Origin of the sequence: Pseudonocardia oroxyli (genome assembly GCF_900102195.1) — a bacterium.
Taxonomy (GTDB): domain Bacteria; phylum Actinomycetota; class Actinomycetes; order Mycobacteriales; family Pseudonocardiaceae; genus Pseudonocardia; species Pseudonocardia oroxyli.
In genome coordinates this window covers 90318-107388 of record NZ_FNBE01000013.1, presented here as the reverse complement: position 1 = coordinate 107388, position 17071 = coordinate 90318, and the positions used below count along the sequence as shown (strand labels likewise).

Below are 17071 nucleotides of genomic sequence, written 5' to 3'. Positions count from 1 at the left end.
AGATGACGAACGCCGCCCCTGCTCCCCGCACGGACGCCCAGCCCGAACCTCGCGTCGCCGTCGTCACCGGCGGGGCCCGGGGGATCGGGGCGGCGATCACCACCGCTCTCGCCCGCGACGGCGTGCACGTCGCCGCCGGGTACTCGTCGAACGCCAAGGCCGCCGAGGACCTGGCGGAGAAGCTGGGAGCGGAGGGGGCGTCGGTCTCCGTGCACCAGGGCAACGTCGGCGCGCCCGAGGACTGCGAGCGCGTCGTCGCCGACGTGCTGGAGCGCTACGGCCGCCTCGACTACCTGGTCAACAACGCCGGGATCACCGTCGACAAGACCGTGCGCAAGATGACGGTGGACGACTGGCACGCCGTGCTGCGGGTCAACCTGTCCGGCGCCTTCTACATGACCAAGGCCGTGCTGGACCACATGACCGGCAACGGCTTCGGCCGGATCGTGAACATCTCCTCCGTGGTCGGCGAGTCCGGCGCGGTGGGGCAGGCGAACTACGCGGCGTCGAAGTCCGGCCTGTTCGGGTTCTCCAAGTCCCTCGCCCAGGAGGTGGCGCGCAAGGGCGTCACGGTGAACTGCGTGGCGCCCGGCTACATCGAGACCGAGATGGTCGCGGCGGTGCCCGAGGAGGTCCTGCAGAAGCTCCTCAAGGGCGTCCCGGTCGGCCGCCTGGGCCAGGCGGACGAGATCGCGCGGGCCGTCCAGTTCCTGGTCGACGAGCGGGCGGGCTACATCACCGGCTCCGTGATCAGCGTCAACGGCGGGCTGGACATGGACTGACCGCGCCATGATCGTCGGGACTGGAGCGGGACCCGCGCTGAGCGCGGGTCCCGCTCCAGTCGCGGTGATCATGCCGCCAGGGCGAGGGCGCGTCGGACCACCGCCCGCACGTGGTCCGGCCGCTGCGTGACGTCCGCCCAGGTGAACCGCAGGACGGTCCACCCGGTGAGGGCGAGGGAGTTCTGCTTGGTGCGGTCGCCCTGGAACCGGCCCGGCTCGACGTGCCAGGCCCAGCCGTCCAGCTCGATCGCGACCCGCTGCTCCGGGAAGGCGACGTCCGCCTCCCAGGAACCGATCCGCAGGTTCGCCACCCAGCCGGTGAGGTGCGCGTCCCGCAGGATCTGGAGGAACAGCCGTTCCAGCCTCGACGCCGTCCGGTCCTGCGCCGCCACCAGCAGCGGGCGCAGCCGAGACCATCCCCGCGCGCCCAGGTTGCGGTGGTACGCGGCGACGAGCGGCGGCAGGGGGACGTGGCGCTGGAGCGCGCGGTCGAGGAAGGCCGCGCCGTCGGGCAGCGCCAGGGCGGTCTCGAGGACGGTCAGCTCGACCCCGGTGAGTCGGATGCCCCGCCGGACACCCAGATCCTCCGGCGCGAGGTCGCGACGGCGGACCACGATCCCCGGCCGCCCCCGTAGACGACTCCGCTGCGGCACGGTCACCCCGACGACCGGCGGGGCGCGGTCGGCGAGGCCGTGCACGAACGCCGCAGCCGGCCCGGACAGCACGCCGCGCGGGCCGAGCCACAGCACCACCGCCCAGGTGCGGGACGTGTCGGTCCACGGATGGTCCGACGCGTGGAACACCCGCGGGTAGACCTGCCGCCAGCGCCGCGAACGCACCCGCCTGCGCACGGCATCGTCCGACAGGCCGCAGGTGAGGGCCTGCCCGAGGCCCACCGTGCCGCCCTGTCGCGCGAGTACCACCGCGAGATCCACGGCGGGGAGGATGCCCGACGGCGACGATCCCGGAGGCGGATCGGGAGAAGACGTTCACATGATCGCCGGGACTGGAGCGAGACCCGCGCTGAGCGCGGATCCCGCTCCAGTCGCGGTGATCATGAGCCGCGGGTGCAGAGGCCCTTCGCGGCCAGGATGCGCTCCACCGCCTGGTCGGTGTCGGGGAGACCGGCCTGCTCGACCGCGTCGAGGATCGGGCCCGGGCGTTCGACGTTGCTCACCAGCGCCATGTCGGCGCCCGCCTGCAGGGCGGCGAGGCTCGCCTGGGCGGGGGTGAAGCTGCCGCTGATCGCCTTCATGGCGCCGAGGTCGTCGGTCATGACCATGCCGTCGAAGCCGAACTCGCCGCGCAGCAGCTGGTAGACGGCCGGGGTGAGGCTCGACGGCAGCGACCCGGTCAGGCCGGGGACGTCCAGGTGGCCGACCATCACCCCGACGTGCTCCTGGTCGAGCGATCCGAGCAGGTCGGCGTAGGGCTTCAGGTCGTCCTGGCGGAGCTGGTCCAGCGGCGGCACCGAGACGCGGCCCTGGTGCGAGTCGCCGGAGGAGTGCCCGTGCCCCGGGAAGTGCTTGAGCACGCCGTAGACCCCCGCCGCGCGCTGCCCCTCCTCCCAGGCCCGCGCGTACCGCGTGACGACGGCGGGGTCGTTCGAGAACGACCGGTCGCCGATGACGTCGGTGCGCGGCTGGTCGGACACGTCGACGGTCGGGGCGAGGTTCCAGGTCACCCCGCGCGCGAGCAGCTGCCTGCCGCGCTCCTCCCCCAGCGCCCGCACCTGCTCCGGGGTCCGCTGCGCCATCTGCCGGGCGCTGGGCAGGTCGCCGTCGAGGGCGTCGATGCGCTGGACGCGGCCGCCCTCGTCGTCGACCGCGACCGCGACCTTCGTCCGCGAGGCCTGCTGGACGGCGGCGAGCGCGTCGTTCTGCAGCAGCGCCGTGGGGTTGCCGCCGATGAAGATCCCGCCGACGTGGGAGTCCCGGACCGTCGCGACGGCCGCGGCCGGGTCGGCGGGGTCCACGCCGATCATCAGGCGCTGGGCCACCCGGTCCCGCGGGCTCATCGCGGCGACCAGCGGGGTGCAGGTGTTCGGGTCGGGTGAGGGGGCGGCGGGGGCCGAGGCCGGGGCGGCGGCGGCGTCCGCCGGGGCCGGGTCGCTGTGCGACGACAGCCCGATCCCCCCGCTCACCCCGGCGACCAGCGCTCCCACCACGAGTCCGGTGGTGAGGACGGAGACCATCCGCCGCCGTCGTCGGGGCGCGGGCCGATCGGGGTCGGTCCGCGCGGTCTCGCCGGGAGGGAAGCTCTCGATCCGCATCGCGCCCCAGTGTCCCCGACGCGGGACTCGCGGGTCCGAACCGGGGGACTCGCGGGTGCGCGAGTCGGACATCCTCAGGCGGGCGGCGGGACCTGCTCGCCTTCGACCGGGGGGCCGGGCGGGGTGCCGTCGCCGAAGGGGCGGCCACCCAGCGCCTCGCGCCCGTGCGGCTCCAGCCAGCCGGACGTGTCGGGGCCCTTCGGCACGATCCCGCTCGGGTTCAGGTTCCGGTGCACCCCGTAGTAGTGCTGCTTGATCTGCAGGAAGTCGATCGTGTCCCCGAAGCCGGGGGTCTGGAAGAGGTCGCGGGCGTAGGCCCACAGGACCGGCAGCTCGGTGAGCTTGGTCCGGTTGCACTTGAAGTGGCCGTGGTAGGCCGCGTCGAACCGGACGAGGGTGACCCACAGCCGGACGTCGACCTGGGTGATCGTGTCCCCGAGCAGGTAGCGCCGCCCCGCCAGCCGGGACGAGAGCGCGTCGAGCCGGGCGAACAACGCGTCGTACGCCCGGTCGTAGGACTCCTGGGAGCGGGCGAAGCCGCACTTGTACACGCCGTTGTTGACGTCGTGGAAGATCTCGTCGCTCAGCGCGTCCAGCTCGGCGCGGTGCTCCGCCGGGAACAGGTCCGGCGCGCCGGGCCGGTGGAACTCACGCCACTGCGTCGCGAGGTCCTCCTCCAGCTCCAGGTACGCGTTGGTGGCGACCTTCCCGCTCGCCACGTCCACGACCGCGGGCACGGTGACGCCCGCGGAGTAGCCCGGCACGGCCTTCTCGTAGGCCTCGCGCAGGTACTCGATCCCCAGGACCGGGTCGACGTTCCCGGGGTCGTTGTGGAAGCGCCAGGACCGCTCGTCGTGCAGCGGACCGGCGATCCCGAGCGACAGCACGGGCTCGAGCCCCAGCAACCGCCGGGAGATGATCACCCGGTTCGCCCACGGGCAGGCCCGGGCGCCCACCAACCGGTAGCGCCCGGGCTCGACCGGCCACGACGAGGACCCGTCCGCGGTGATCCGCTCCTGCACACCCAACGGTTCCCGCACGAAATCGCCGTCGCTCATGGTCGGAACCTACCCACGGGAGAAGAAGGCGCGCACGTCGGCGGCCACGTCTCCCGGCCGCTCCAGCGCCGCGAAGTGCCCGCCCTCGGCGAAGGTGCTCCAGTGGGTGATCGCGGAGTTGTCCCGCTCGGCGAAGGCCCGGATCGTCTGGAAGTCCGCGGCGAACACCGCCACCCCCGTGCGGGCCCGGTTGACCTGCGGTTCCGCGCCCGCCCGCGCCTCCTCGAAGTAGAACCGCGCGGCCGAGGCCGAGGTGTTGGTGAACCAGTACAGGGACGCCTGGGTCAGCACCTGGTCGCGGGTGACCAGGGACGTCCCGTTGCCGAAGCTCTCGAACAGCTCCGAGTACGCCAGCTGCCCGACGGGTGAGTCCGACAGCGCCGCCGCGACCGTCTGCGGGCGGGAGGCGTTCATCTGGTTGTAGCCGCCGACGGACTGGAACCACTGCATGAACTCCAGCGCCGCGTAGTCCGCGGGGCCGAGGTCCGCGAACTCCGCCGGGTCCCCCGAGGGGAACGAGAACAGCTGCAGGACGTGCAGGCCCAGGAACCCGGGCGGGTCCAGCAGCCCCAGCTCGCGGGCGACCATCGCGCCGGCGTCGCTGCCGTGGACCCCGTAGGAGGCGTAGCCGAGCTCCCGCATCAGGGTGTCGAAGGTGCGCGCCACCTTGGCCAGGGTCCAGCCGGTCCCGACCAGCGGCGTGCTGAACCCGAAGCCGGGGATCGACGGGATCACCACCGAGCAGGCGTCCTCGGCCCGCCCGCCGTGCGCGACCGGGTCCACCAGCGGCCCGATCACGTCGAGGAAGTCCACGAAGGACCCCGGCCAGGTGTGCACGAGCAGCACCGGGACGGCCTCCGGCTCGGCCGACGGGATGTGCAGGTAGTGGACGGTCTGACCGTCGATCTCGGTGAGGTACTGCGGGAAGGCGTTCATCCGCTCCTCCTGCGCCCGCCAGTCGAACCCGTCCCGCCAGTACCCGACCATCTCGGCGAGGTAGTGGTTCGGGGTGCCGTAGGTCCAGTCGTCTCCGGGCGCGGGCTGCGGCAGCCGGGTGCGGGCGAGGCGGTCGGCCAGGTCGTCGAGGTCGGCCTGCGGGATCCGGACGGTGAAGTTCGTCGTCATGGGGAGGACGGTAGGAGGCGATTAGGCTAGTTTCGTTCCTATTCCGCCCACGAACCGTCTCCTGACCCTCCTCGGCCTGCTGCAGACCCGTCCGGACTGGACGGGCACCGAGCTCGCCGAGCGCCTCGGCGTGAGCGGGCGGACCGTGCGCACCGACATCGCGCGGCTCCGCGAGCTCGGCTACCCCGTCCACGGCGTCCGCGGCGGTGCGGGCCACTACCGGCTGGGGGCGGGCGCCACGCTCCCGCCCCTGCTGCTCGACGACGCCGAGGCCGTCGCCGTCGCGATCGGCCTGCGGGCCGCCACCGGGGTCGGCGGTCTCGAAGAGAGCAGCGCCCGCGCGCTGGCCAAGCTCGAACAGGTGCTGCCGGACCGACTGAAACGGCAGGTCGCGGCCGTGCACCAGGCCACCGACCAGGGGCCGCGCAACACCGACACGGCCGATCCCGACCCGGAGGTCGACCCGGCCGTGCTCACCGCGCTGGCCACGGCGATCCGGGACCGCGAGCACGTCCGGTTCGACTACCCGGGGGCGGACTGGCCGCTGCAGGTCGAGCCGTACCGGTTGGTCGCTTGGCAGGGCCGCTGGTACCTGGTCGGCCGCACCGACACCTGGCGGACCTTCCGCGTCGACTGGCTCGGGCTGCGGATGCGCACCGGTCTCCGCTTCACGCCGACAGCGCTCCCGGGCGGCGACTACACGGCGTTCGTGCTGCGGGACGTCGCCTCCACCGGCTGGGCGGTCCACGCCCGCATCACCGTGCACGCGCCCGCGGCCGTCGTCCTGGCCCGGATCAACCCGGCGGTGGGGCTCGTCGAGCAGCGGGACGACGAGACGTCCGTGCTGGTCACGGGGGCGGACAGCGTCGAGACGATCGCGGTGTACGTGGGACTGCTGGGGCTGGACTTCACGGTCACCGAGCCGCCGGAGCTGGTCGACCGGATCCGGGCGCTGGCCGCCCGCTACGAACGCGCCGTCACACCCCGGCAGTGATCGGCCTGTGGTCGAATCGGGGCCATGGTGAGTCTGGACGCCGTCGTCCGCCCCGGGTCCCGCGTCCTGCTCGGGGACGGCTGCGGCGCCCCCTCCTCGCTGTACGGCCCGCTCAGCGAGGTGGCCGACGGGGTGCGGCTCGTCCTCGGCTGGCTCCCCGGCCGCACGGACGGGCTGGACCTGGGCGCGTTCGCGGACGTGCGGGTGCTCGGGGGTGGGCCCGGGTTGCGGCGGCCGATCGAGGCGGGCCTCGCGCACGTCGTGCCGTGCAGGCTGTCGGCCGTCCCGAGCATCCTGGCGTCGACGCTGCGGCCGGACCTGGTGATCGCCCAGCTGGTCCGCGGGCCGGACGGGCTGCACCTGGGCGCCGAGTCGTCCTACGTCCGCGGGGTGATCGACGCGGGCGTGCCGGTCGCCGCGGTGCTCAGCAGCGCGGCCCCGCTCGCCGAGGCGGGGCCGCCGATCCCGCCGGAGCAGGTCACGATCGTCGGCGAGACCGACGAGCCGCCCGCCGTCATCCCGAACGCCACTCCCACCGCGGCGGACGAGACCATCGCCCGCCACATCGCCGCGCTCGTCCCCGAGGGCGCCCGCGTGCAGGTCGGGCCCGGGAGGCTCGCGCAGGCGATGGTCGGTGCACTGGAGGTGCCGGTGCACGTGGACTCCGGGCTGCTCCCCGAACCCGTCGTCGATCTCGACGAGAAGGGCCTGCTGCGGTCGGCGAGCGCGGCCTACCTGTGCGGCACCGAGCGGCTCTACGACTGGGCGCGCGGCCGCCGCGTCCTGCACCCCATCGAGCACACCCACGACCTCGGCCGACTGTCCACCGGGACCCCGCTGATCGCGCTCAACGCCGCCCTGGAGATCGACCTCGACGGCCAGGTCAACGTCGAGGGCATCGGCGAGGTCGCCGCCGGGATGATCGGCGGCCACCCGGACTTCGCCGCGGCGGCCGCCCGCGGGCGGGGGGTGTCGGTGATCGCCCTGCCGAGCACCGTGAAGGGCGAGCCGACGCTCGTCGAGCGCCTGTCCCGGCCCGTCACCACCGCCTCGCACGACGTCGAGGTGGTGGTGACCGAGCGCGGCGTCGCGGACCTCAGGGGCCTGGACCGTCGGGAACGCCGACACGCCCTCGCCGCCCTCTGGTCCTGACCGCGCCCGCATTGTGGTCAGGCGGTCAGGAACTCCCGTAGGGCCGCCAGCGTCGCGTCGAGGTTCTCCTCCACCAGGAAGTGGCCCGCCTCCGGGATCGCCCGGCCGGTGACCAGGGCGGGATCCGCGGCCCGGGTCCGCCAGACGTCCACCGGCGACTCGGCGTACCCGCCGACCGCGCCGCGCTCCCCCCACAACACCAGGGTGGGGCAGCGCAGCGGGCCTGCCGTGGCGTCGTGCTCCACGTCGATGCCGGCGCCCGCGCGATAGTCCTCGAGCATCGCGTGCCGGCGCGCGGGATCCGCGAACGCCTCCTCGTAGACCGCGAGGGCCTCCGCGGGGTGGGCGTCCAGGCCGCTCCCCCAGCTGTCCAGGACGGCGTGCAGGTAGCCGATGGGGTCCCCGGCGAGCAGGTTCTCCGGGATCGGGGCGGGCTGCAGGTACAGGAACCAGTGGTAGTAGGCGGTGGCGATGCGCCGGTCCACGGTGGCGTAGACGTAGTCGGTCGGCATGATGTCCAGCAGCGCCAGCCGGGTGACCCGCTCCGGGCGGTCCTGGGCGAGCCGGTGCGCGGTCCGGGCGCCGCGGTCGTGGCCCACCACCGCGTACTCCGAGAAGCCCAGCTCGGCCATCAGCGCGGCCGGGTCCGCCGCCATCGCGCGGAACGAGTAGTCCCCGTCCGGCGCGGGCTCAGACCGGCCGTAGCCCCGCAGGTCCGGCGCCACCACCGTGTGGTTCTCGGCCAACGCGTCCATCACCGGCCACCACATCACGTGGCTCTGCGGGTACCCGTGGAGCAGGAGCACCGGCGGCCCCTGGCCCGCGCGCTCCGCGTGGATCGTCGGCCCGGACCCCGATGTCGTCACCGTCTGCCTGATCATGGTGGGTATCGAACACCCAGACCTTGAGCACGAGGAAGCGCAGCAGCCCGCCCAGCACGCTCGCCGCCGTGACCGCGGCCGTCTCCTGGAGGGTGGTCGCGCCGTCGATCAGCTCGTCCACCACCAGCAACACGGCCGAGCTGTAGAAGGCGTAGAACACGACCGTGCCCAGGTCCTGGACCCAGACCCGCCAGCGGTGGGCACTCGCACCGTCGAAGGTGAACCGGCGGTTGAGCTCGGTGCTGACGGCCGTGCTCAGCAGCAGCGCGACGAGGTTCGCCGGGATCGCCTCGAGCGCCACCCGGAAGAGCAGGTACAGGCCTGCGTTCACGGCGGTGCCGACGCCGCCGACCAGGGCGTACCGCGTCAGCTGCGCGACGACCGGCAGCCGGAGTCGCAGGTGCGAGAGGTCCCCGAACGGGGAGTGGAAGCCCGCGGCGCCGATCGCTCTGCTCGTCACCGCCGATCACCTTCCTCCGCCTCGTCCCGGTACGAGTCCCTTTATCGCACCGCGGAGTGGGCACCTGCTCGCTCCCACCTGTGGGAACGCTGTGAAAGACGATCTCCAGTCCGCGATGTGACCACGACTACCCGTCACCGTTCCGTGGCACGCGCGTTGACCCTGTGAGGTGGATCGCCCCCGGTAGGGTGATCCGCGTGCACTCGATCGGGGGGTCCGGAATGCGCCGCACGGTGGTGACAGTGGTCTCGACGGCGCTGCTCGCGCTGGCGGGGGCCGGCATGGGTGCGGTCGCGATGGCCGAGACCCCGGGCACCCCGCCCGGCCACGCCTACGGCACCTACGTGGCGATGAACGGCACGTCGGACGAGGGTGCGTGGTCCCCGCAGTCGGACGCGATCGTCGATCCCGAGCTCGGCACCTGCTACGACCTGACGTCCTTCGCCACCGGTCCGGCGGAGTGGACGGAGTCGGTCAACCGCACGGACGCCGTCGCGCTGTTGAGCGGCAAGTCCTGCGCGGAGCTCACCGAGGGTGAGCCGGACGCGCAGCACCACGCCCCGCGCTGGACGCGGCCGCACGAGAACTCGAGCGGGTTCACGTTCCGCTCGGTCCGGTTCAGCAACATCCCCTAGCCGAGAGGAACCTCAGAGCGATCCGACGGGGGTCGGCATCGCCCTGAGGTTCATCTCGGCGGGTGTCAGAAGTCGAAGAACACCGTCTCCTGCGCACCCTGCAGGTGGATGTCGAAGCGGTACTCCGTCTCGCTCACCCGCTCCGCGATCAGCGTGTGCCGCCGCTCCTGCGGGACCGCCGCGAGGACGGGGTCGTCCCCGGGCTCCGGCAGGTAGATGCGGGTGACCACGCGGTCGAGCAGCCCGCGGGCGAACACCGAGACGTCCAGGTGCGGGGCCTCGCCGGGCAGCGCCCCGGGCAGCAGGGTGTGGACCTCCCAGCGGCCGGTCCCGTCGGTGCAGCTGCGGCCGAAGCCGCGGAAGTCCGTGCCGCCGGACAGCGGGTGCGGGAACCGGCCCTGCGGGTCCGCCTGCCAGGTCTCGACCATCGCGTCGGTGATCGGCGCGCCCGCGCCGTCGTAGACGGTCCCGCCGATCGTCACTCCACCGGACGGGACGACGTCCGGGCCGTCCGCCCAGTCGAGGCCGATCCGCAGGTACGGGCCGACGGTCTGGGACGGCGTGAGCTCAGGCATGGGGCTCCTCGAACGGGGTCTGGTCGCGGCCGCGCAGCACGATGTCCCAGCGGAAGGCCAGCGCCCAGGCGGGCTGCGTCGCGTCCATGTCGAAGGCCGAGACCATCCGTTCCCGGGCCTTCTCCGGCGCGGAGCGGTAGATCGGGTCGAACGCGAACAGCGGGTCGTCCGGGAAGTACATCTGCGTGACGAGCCGCTGGGTGAAGGCCTGGCCGAACAGTGAGAAGTGGATGTGGGCGGGGCGCCACGCGTTGTGGTGGTTGCCCCACGGGTAGGCGCCCGGCTTGATCGTGGTGAACGAGTACTCGCCCAGGGAGTTGGTCAGCACCCGGCCGCCACCGGTGAAGTTCGGGTCGAGCGGGGCGGCCCACGTGTCGTTCACGTGGGCGTAGCGGCCCGCGGCGTTGGCCTGCCAGACCTCGACGAGGGTGTCCGGGACCGGACGCCCGTCGGAGTCCAGGACCCGACCGGTCACCACGATCCGCTGGCCCTGCGGCTCGCCCGCGTGCTGGCGGGTGAGGTCGTGGTCGTTCGGCCCGATGGTGCCGTGCAGCAGCGGGCCGGTGACCTCGGTCAACCGCTGCGGCACGACGATCGGTGCCTGGGTGGGATGGCGGAGGCCGGTGCTCTTGTACTCGGGTGAGTCCAGCGGTGGATGGACGTCGTCGGCCCGCACGTACTGGTGCATGCCGGCAGCCTGCCCCGTCCCGCGCCCCGGTTCGACATCGCTTCCGCTCTGCGGAAGAATCGCAGGCGTGAGCGTCGCCGCCCGGGTGCTGGACGTGCTCGGCGCCTTCACCGACGCCACCCCCGTCCTCACCCTCACCGAGATCAGCAGGCGCACCCGCCTGCCGCTGACCACCACCCACCGGCTCGTCGGCGAGCTCGCGGCGTGGGGCGCCCTGGAGCGCGCGGAGTCCGGCGCGTACCGCGTGGGGCTGCGGCTCTGGGAGGTCGGCTCGCTGGCCCCGCGGGGCGTCGGGCTGCGGGAGCGGGCGATGCCGTACCTGGAGGACCTGCACGAGGTCACCCGGCACAACGTCGTGCTCGCCGTGCTCGACGGCGCCGAGGTCGTCTACGTCGAGCGGCTGTCCGCGCACGACGCCGTCAGCATCCGCAGCCGCGCGGGCTCCCGGATGCCCGCCACCGCGACCGGGGTCGGGCTGGCCCTGCTCGCCCACGCGGACCCCGAGCTGGTGGACCGGGTGCTCGCCGCGCCGGTCCGGCGGTTCACGCCCGCGACGGTCGTCGACCCCGCGGAGATCCGCAGGCTGCTCGGCGAGGTCCGGCGCACGGGAGTGGCGATCAGCGTGCAGCAGATCGAGCTCGTCTCGCAGTCGGTCGGGGCGCCGGTCCGGGACGCGACGGGTGTCGTCGCCGCCCTGTCGATCGTCGTCCCGGCCGAGTCCAACCCCCACGCCTACGCCCCGGCCGTGCTGGCCGCGGCGCGCGGGATCTCCCGCGCCCTCACCGGAGTGAACGGCGCGCTCGCTCGGTAGGTGTGAGCGAACGCGACGTTCGCGCGAGACTTGTGGGTCGACCCCGCGCAGGCCACGATCTTGCCGTGGACGTCGTCGAGTACCGACCGACCCGGGACCAGTACGTCTGGACGTTCGGCGGGGCGCCGCCGTCGCACACGATCCGGCCCGGGACGCTGCTCAAGCTCTGGACCGAGGACGCCTTCTCCGGACGCCTGACCTCGACCACGGACCGGCCGAGCGCGGTGCTGGACATGACCGAGGTCAACCCCCAGACCGGACCGTTCTTCGTCGAGGGCGCCGAGCCCGGCGACACCCTCGCCCTGCACATCGTGGACCTGCGACCGGCCCGGGACTGGGGCGCGTCGACCACGATCCCGTTCTTCGGCGCGCTGTCGGGCACCGACCGGACCGCGCTGCTGCACGAGCCGCTGCCCGAGCGCACCTGGATCTACGAGCTGGACCGGGCCCGCAACACCGTCGCCTTCCAGGCGCAGAGCGTGGACCTGCGGCTCGAGCTGCCGTGCAACCCGATGCTGGGCACCGTCGGCGTGGCCCCCGCCGGCCGGGAGGTGCGGTCGAGCCTGGTGCCCGACGCGTTCGGCGGCAACATGGACACCCCCGAGATGAAGCCGGGCGTGACCTGCTACCTGGGGGTGAACGTCGAGGGGGCGCTGTTCTCCGTCGGCGACGGGCACTACCGACAGGGCGAGGGCGAGAGCTGCGGCACCGCGGTCGAGGGGGCGATGGACGTGACCCTGCTCGTCGAGCTGATCAAGAACACGGCCACCCCCTGGCCGCGGATCGAGTCGGACACCCACTACACGGTCGTCGGGTCGTCCCGGCCGCTGGAGGACGCCTGGCGGATCAGCCAGGTCGGGATGATCGACTGGCTCGGGCAGCTCTACGGGTTCGACCGGCTCGACGCCTACCAGCTGCTCACCCAGGTCGCCGAGTCGCCGCTGGCGAACGTGGTCGACACCAACTACTCGGCGGTCACCAAGGTCGCCAAGTCCCTGCTCCCCACGGGCTCCGCCTACGGCGGCATGCACGCCCACCTGCGCGAAATCGGAGGATCCGTCTGATGGATCTGCAGCTCAGCGGCAAGAAGGCCCTGGTCACCGGGGGAACCAAGGGGATCGGCGCCGCCGTCGTCGAGATGCTGGCGGCCGAGGGCGTGCGGGTCGCGTTCTGCGCGCGCAACGAGGACGAGGTCCGCACCCGAGTCGACCTGCTCGGGTCGAAGGGGTACGACGTCGCGGGCCGGGCCCTCGACGTCGGGGACGCGGCGGCCCTGACCGAGTGGGTGTCCGACGAGGCCGAGTACGGCATCGACATCGTGGTCGCGAACGTCAGCGCGCTCGCGATCGGGCCGGGCGAGGAGAACTGGCGGAGCTCCTTCGAGGTCGACCTCATGCACACCGTGCGGATGGTCGAGGCGGCCATGCCGTCGCTGGAGGCCTCGCCGTCGGCGTCGGTGATCGCGGTGTCCAGCGTGTCCGGACGGGAGATCGACTTCGCGGACGGCTCGTACGGCGTGATGAAGGCCGCGATCGTGCACTACGTCTCGGGCCTGTCCGTCGACCTGGCCGCGAAGGGGATCCGGGCGAACGTCGTGTCCCCGGGCAACACCTACTTCGAGGGCGGCGTGTGGGCCGGGATCGAGCAGGGGAACCCGGAGCTGTTCGACACGGCCATGGGCCTCAACCCGACGGGCCGGATGGGCACCCCCGAGGAGGTGGCCTACGCCGTGGTGATGCTGGCGAGCCCGCTGGCGTCGCGGATCACCGGGACCAACCTGGTCGTCGACGGCGCGCTCACGCGGGGCGTGCAGCTCTAGTGCGCGACTTCCGACTCGACATCCCGGACGCCGAGCTCGACGACCTGCGCGACCGGCTGCGGCGCACCCGCTGGCCGGAGGCCGCCACGGTCGGCGGCTGGACCCAGGGCGTGCCGCTGGACTACGCCCGCGAGCTGACCGCGTACTGGGCGGACACCTACGACTGGAGACGCTGCGAGGCCGAGCTCAACGGCTGGCCGCAGTTCACCACCGGGCTCGACGGCGGCGCGGACGACTGCCTGGAGATCCACTTCCTGCACGTCCGGTCGCGGCACGAGAACGCGCTGCCGCTGCTGATCACGCACGGTTGGCCGGGGTCGGTCGTCGAGTACCTCGGGGTGCTCGCCGAGCTGACGGACCCGAAGGACCCGGCGGACGCCTTCCACGTCGTCCTGCCGTCGATGCCGGGGTACGGGTTCAGCGAGAAGCCCGCGGTGTCCGGGTGGGGCGTCGAGCGGATCGCCACGGCGTGGGCGCAGCTGATGGACCGACTGGGCTACGACCGCTACGGCGCGCACGGCGGCGACTGGGGCTCCATGGTCACCAGCGCGCTGGCGTCCGGGCTGCCCGAGGCGCTGGCAGGCATCCACCTCACGATGCCGCTGGCCGACGCCCCGCCGGAGGACGAGCGCAAGCCGCTGTCCAAGGACGAACGGGCCGCGAAGATGTTCGCGAAGCGCTTCGCGGTCTCCGGCACCGGCTACTCCGCGGAGCAGTCGACCCGCCCGCAGACCCTCGGCTACGGGCTGACCGACTCCCCCGTCGGGCAGGCCTGCTGGATCATCGAGAAGTTCTGGGACTGGACGGACTGCGCGGGACACCCGGAGAACGTGATCTCCCGCGACCGGCTGCTGGACAACGTGATGCTCTACTGGCTGCCCGGCACCGCGGCCTCGAGCGCGCGGCTGTACTGGGAGAGCTTCCGGCGCCGGCGGCTCGACACGGTCGAGGTCCCCACCGGGGTCACGATCTTTCCGCACGAGATGACCCGGCTGCCGCGGCACTGGCTGGAGCGGCGGTTCACCGACCTGCGGCACTACTCCACACCGGTCGCGGGCGGGCACTTCGCCGCGCTGGAGCAGCCGGAGACGCTCGTGGACGAGCTGCGTGCCTTCTTCCGGCCGCTGCGCTGACGATCCGCTGACACTGCAGGGACGCCGCGGTGACACTCCGCTGAACGGAGCAGCACTCTGCGGTACCTGAACGAGTGAGATGCGTTGCCGCTGAGAGATCGACATCACTTCTCCGTCACCGCCGTACCCCTATCGAGTGACCGTCGTTGAAGTGAACGTCTGCGGGTGGTGACGCCGGTGGACATCCCCGGAAACGTTCAGGTCGCAGCCGGTGCGGTGGCTCGTGAAAGTCCACTGTGGTCGGTCGATGCGGCGCGCCCACTCCAGGAGCCGTGATGTCTCGCTTCACCCGTACCGCCCGCATCGTCGCCGTCAGCGCCCTCGGGGTGCCGCTCACCCTGGCCGGGACCGGCGTCGCCCAGGCCGGCGAGTACCACCACGACTCCGGCCCGGGCCGCCAGACCGCCGTCCAGGGCGGGAGCCTGGTGGGCCTGCTCGGCCAGGTGAACCCCGCGCTCAACGTCGGCGGCATCCTGTCGAAGGGGTCGGTGAACCAGAAGGCGTACTCGGCGTCCTCGGCGAACTCGGGCGTGCAGCAGTCCGGCGGGCACGGCTCGGGCCGCCAGACCGCGGTCCAGGGCGGGGACCTCGTCGGCGGGCTCCTGCAGGTGAACCCGGCGGCGAACGTCGGCGGCATCGGCAACTCCGGCTGGGTGCACCAGAACGCCTACTCGGCGAGCTCGGCGAACTCGGGCGTGCAGCAGTCCGGCGGCTCGGGGCACGGCCACGGTCACGGCGGGCACGACTCCAGCGGCGGCCAGGAGTCCTTCCAGGCCGGTGACCTGGTCTCCGGGCTGGTGCAGGTCGACCCGGCGGTGAACGCGGGCGGCATCCTGAACTCCGGCGACGTCACGCAGACCGCCTACTCGAACTCGTCCGCCAACTCGGGCGTGCAGCAGTCCGGTTCCGGCGGGCACGGCGGCGGGCACGGCGGCGGGCACGGCGGCGGGTCGCAGAAGGCCGCGCAGGGCGGCAGCCTGCTCGGGCTGAACCTGCAGATCAACCCGACCGTCAACATCGGCGGCATCCTCAGCTCGGGCGACGTGCACCAGTCCGCCGCGTCGACCGGTTCGAGCAACTCGGGCGTGCAGCAGTCCTGATCGTCCGCGCCCGGTGCTGGGGAGCGCCGGATCGCGGGGCAGTCGCGTCGCTGGGGAGCGGATGCGCGGCTGCGGGCGTGGAGCGGTGGCCCCGCTCCGCGCCCGACCCTCGCTGCGAGGAGCCGTGAGGAGCTGGGAGGAACGGCCGCCGCAGGCGGACCGGAGGAAGGTGCACGGACGGGCCCGGGTCGCGCAGGCGGCCCGGGCCCGGTGCGTGGGCGGGGTCGCGCGGTGGCACGTTTCGTGCGCACGAAACGTGCCCGTGCCGCCCCTACCGCGGCAGCCCGCCCGCCGCGCGCAGCAGCAGGTGCATCGCGAGATCGGTGGAGCGCTCGCGGATGTCACCGCGCGAGCCCGGCAGGACCGGGTCGCGGGTGATCACCAGGCCGTCGGCCGTCGTCACGCAGAAGCAGACGTAGCCGACCGGCTTGGCCTCGGTGCCCCCGCCGGGGCCCGCCACCCCGGTGACCCCGACGCCGATCGACGCGCCGAACCGCTCGCGCGCCCCGTCCGCCAGGGCGCGGGCGACCTCCGGGGACACCGCGCCGTGCTCGGCGATCATCTCCGCGGGCACGCCGAGCAGCGCGGTCTTGGCCTCGTTCGAGTACGCGACCACCCCGCCGTTCACGTACGCCGACGAGCCCGCGCGGTCGACCAGCCGGGCCGCGACCATGCCGCCGGTGCAGGACTCCCCCGTCGCGACGGTGAGCCCGTGCTCGACCAGCGCGGCGGCCAGCAGCTCGTCGGTGGTGGTGCCGAACGCGCTGATCAGGTTCTTGCGGTGGCGCGACACGATCTCGTCCGCGATCTCGGCGGCCAGCTCCTCCGCGCCGGGCAGCGGGTGCAGGTCCACCTCGAGCTCGGAGCGCCGCAGGCAGGTCGTGACCTCCACCGCGGACAGGTCGCGGGCGCGCTCCATCTCCCGCAGGGTCTGGGCGATCTCGGACTCCGGCAGCCCGAAGAAGCGCAGCGACCGCGGCTCGGCCCGCGGGACCGTGGCCAGCAACTCCACCACCGGGGGCGCCGCGAGCACCGCGGGCCACATGCCCTGCAGCTCGCGCGGGGGGCCCGGCAGGACCACGACGAGCGGGCCCGCGGGTTTGCGCACCACCAGCCCGGGCGCGGTGCCGACCGGCTCCAGCGCGACGGCGCCGCGCGGCACCATCGCCTGCTTGCGGGTCGCCTCGTCGAGCGCCGGGCCCGCGAACCCGGTCCGCTCGGCCCACCGCGCGACGCGGCGGTGGATGAGCGCCTGCATCGTCTCGTCGAGCTCCAGCGGCGCCCCGACGTACCCGGCGACGATCTCGGTGGTCAGGTCGTCCGCCGTGGGCCCCAACCCGCCGGAGGTCACCACCAGGTCGAACTCCGCGACGTGCTCCAGCGCCGCGACGAGGTCCGCGGGCCGGTCCCCCACGATCTCGATCCGGGCGACCTCGAACCCGAGCTCGCCGAGCTCGCGGGCCACCCAGGGTCCGTTCGCGTCCCGCACCGCCCCCGTCAGCAGTTCGCTGCCCGTCACGACGACGCCCGCCCGCGGCCTCTGATCACTCACATCCGGACGGTACCTGCGTACTCAGTGTCGTCAC

General features: G+C 73.2%; 18 protein-coding genes. 9 read left to right on the top strand and 9 right to left on the bottom strand.

The genetic code is table 11. The features are described 5' to 3' along the window. Positions 1-2 precede the first annotated feature (2 nt). Positions 3-782, top strand: a complete 780-nt coding sequence (locus tag BLS43_RS19830; protein ID WP_093087208.1) for a beta-ketoacyl-ACP reductase — start codon at positions 3-5, stop codon at positions 780-782. 68 nt (positions 783-850) lie between these two features. Here the strand turns inward: BLS43_RS19830 and BLS43_RS19825 are convergent, their stop codons facing one another. The 4 genes from BLS43_RS19825 to BLS43_RS19810 form a co-directional block, all read right to left on the bottom strand. Next, positions 851-1717 (bottom strand): DUF559 domain-containing protein, encoded by an 867-nt coding sequence (locus tag BLS43_RS19825; RefSeq protein ID WP_176921435.1) that lies wholly within the window; start codon positions 1715-1717, stop codon positions 851-853. A 119-nt stretch (positions 1718-1836) separates the two neighbouring features. Continuing rightward, positions 1837-3054 (bottom strand): glycoside hydrolase family 3 N-terminal domain-containing protein, encoded by a 1218-nt coding sequence (locus BLS43_RS19820; RefSeq protein ID WP_245707611.1) that lies wholly within the window; start codon positions 3052-3054, stop codon positions 1837-1839. A 74-nt stretch (positions 3055-3128) separates the two neighbouring features. After that, on the bottom strand, positions 3129-4112 hold the full coding sequence (locus BLS43_RS19815) for a glutathione S-transferase family protein (RefSeq protein ID WP_093087201.1): 984 nt from the start codon (positions 4110-4112) through the stop codon (positions 3129-3131). A 9-nt stretch (positions 4113-4121) separates the two neighbouring features. Beyond that, positions 4122-5237 carry an epoxide hydrolase family protein gene (locus BLS43_RS19810; RefSeq protein WP_093087199.1) on the bottom strand — a complete coding sequence of 372 codons (1116 nt, stop codon included), beginning with the start codon at positions 5235-5237 and terminating at the stop codon, positions 4122-4124. A gap of 40 nt (positions 5238-5277) precedes the next feature. Between BLS43_RS19810 and BLS43_RS19805 the strand changes: the two genes are divergently transcribed. After that, the gene (locus BLS43_RS19805) at positions 5278-6231 is read left to right on the top strand and encodes a helix-turn-helix transcriptional regulator (RefSeq protein ID WP_093087197.1); all 954 of its coding nucleotides are present in this window, start codon (positions 5278-5280) and stop codon (positions 6229-6231) included. 24 nt (positions 6232-6255) lie between these two features. Beyond that, entirely contained in the window at positions 6256-7383 is a 1128-nt protein-coding gene (locus tag BLS43_RS19800; protein ID WP_093087194.1) for an acetyl-CoA hydrolase/transferase C-terminal domain-containing protein, read from the top strand. Positions 7384-7400: 17 nt separating this feature from the next. Here the strand turns inward: BLS43_RS19800 and BLS43_RS19795 are convergent, their stop codons facing one another. Beyond that, positions 7401-8138: an alpha/beta fold hydrolase gene (locus BLS43_RS19795; protein ID WP_245707610.1), complete on the bottom strand. Its 738-nt coding sequence runs from the start codon at positions 8136-8138 to the stop codon at positions 7401-7403. Then, on the bottom strand, positions 8074-8724 hold the full coding sequence (locus BLS43_RS31245) for a GtrA family protein (RefSeq protein ID WP_093087190.1): 651 nt from the start codon (positions 8722-8724) through the stop codon (positions 8074-8076). Before BLS43_RS31245 ends, BLS43_RS19795 begins: the two co-directional genes overlap by 65 nt. 197 nt (positions 8725-8921) lie before the next feature. Here BLS43_RS31245 and BLS43_RS19785 point away from each other — a divergent pair, with 197 nt between their 5' ends. Continuing rightward, on the top strand, positions 8922-9359 hold the full coding sequence (locus tag BLS43_RS19785) for a hypothetical protein (protein WP_143030130.1): 438 nt from the start codon (positions 8922-8924) through the stop codon (positions 9357-9359). 65 nt (positions 9360-9424) lie between these two features. On the opposite strand, the gene pcaG is transcribed toward BLS43_RS19785, so the two are convergent. Both pcaG and pcaH read right to left on the bottom strand, forming a co-directional pair. After that, on the bottom strand, positions 9425-9934 hold the full coding sequence (gene pcaG, locus BLS43_RS19780; protein ID WP_093087186.1) for a protocatechuate 3,4-dioxygenase subunit alpha: 510 nt from the start codon (positions 9932-9934) through the stop codon (positions 9425-9427). Further along, complete coding sequence (gene pcaH / locus BLS43_RS19775; RefSeq protein WP_093087184.1) at positions 9927-10622, bottom strand: protocatechuate 3,4-dioxygenase subunit beta; 696 nt, start codon at positions 10620-10622, stop codon at positions 9927-9929. Before pcaH ends, pcaG begins: the two co-directional genes overlap by 8 nt. A gap of 67 nt (positions 10623-10689) precedes the next feature. Between pcaH and BLS43_RS19770 the strand changes: the two genes are divergently transcribed. The 5 genes from BLS43_RS19770 to BLS43_RS19750 all read left to right on the top strand — a co-directional run bounded on the left by BLS43_RS19770 (position 10690) and on the right by BLS43_RS19750 (position 15485). Then, positions 10690-11433: an IclR family transcriptional regulator gene (locus tag BLS43_RS19770; protein WP_245707608.1), complete on the top strand. Its 744-nt coding sequence runs from the start codon at positions 10690-10692 to the stop codon at positions 11431-11433. Positions 11434-11498: 65 nt separating this feature from the next. Next, on the top strand, positions 11499-12497 hold the full coding sequence (locus BLS43_RS19765; RefSeq protein WP_093087180.1) for an acetamidase/formamidase family protein: 999 nt from the start codon (positions 11499-11501) through the stop codon (positions 12495-12497). Then, positions 12497-13252, top strand: coding sequence for an SDR family NAD(P)-dependent oxidoreductase (locus BLS43_RS19760; RefSeq protein ID WP_093087178.1), 756 nt, complete (start codon positions 12497-12499; stop codon positions 13250-13252). Before BLS43_RS19765 ends, BLS43_RS19760 begins: the two co-directional genes overlap by 1 nt. Next, on the top strand, positions 13252-14385 hold the full coding sequence (locus tag BLS43_RS19755; RefSeq protein ID WP_093087176.1) for an epoxide hydrolase family protein: 1134 nt from the start codon (positions 13252-13254) through the stop codon (positions 14383-14385). The genes BLS43_RS19760 and BLS43_RS19755 overlap by 1 nt, the downstream gene beginning before the upstream one ends. Before the next feature lie 275 nt (positions 14386-14660). Continuing rightward, positions 14661-15485 (top strand): hypothetical protein, encoded by an 825-nt coding sequence (locus BLS43_RS19750; protein ID WP_093087174.1) that lies wholly within the window; start codon positions 14661-14663, stop codon positions 15483-15485. A 271-nt stretch (positions 15486-15756) separates the two neighbouring features. Here the strand turns inward: BLS43_RS19750 and BLS43_RS19745 are convergent, their stop codons facing one another. After that, on the bottom strand, positions 15757-17037 hold the full coding sequence (locus BLS43_RS19745; RefSeq protein ID WP_093087172.1) for a competence/damage-inducible protein A: 1281 nt from the start codon (positions 17035-17037) through the stop codon (positions 15757-15759). Positions 17038-17071: the final 34 nt, after the last annotated feature.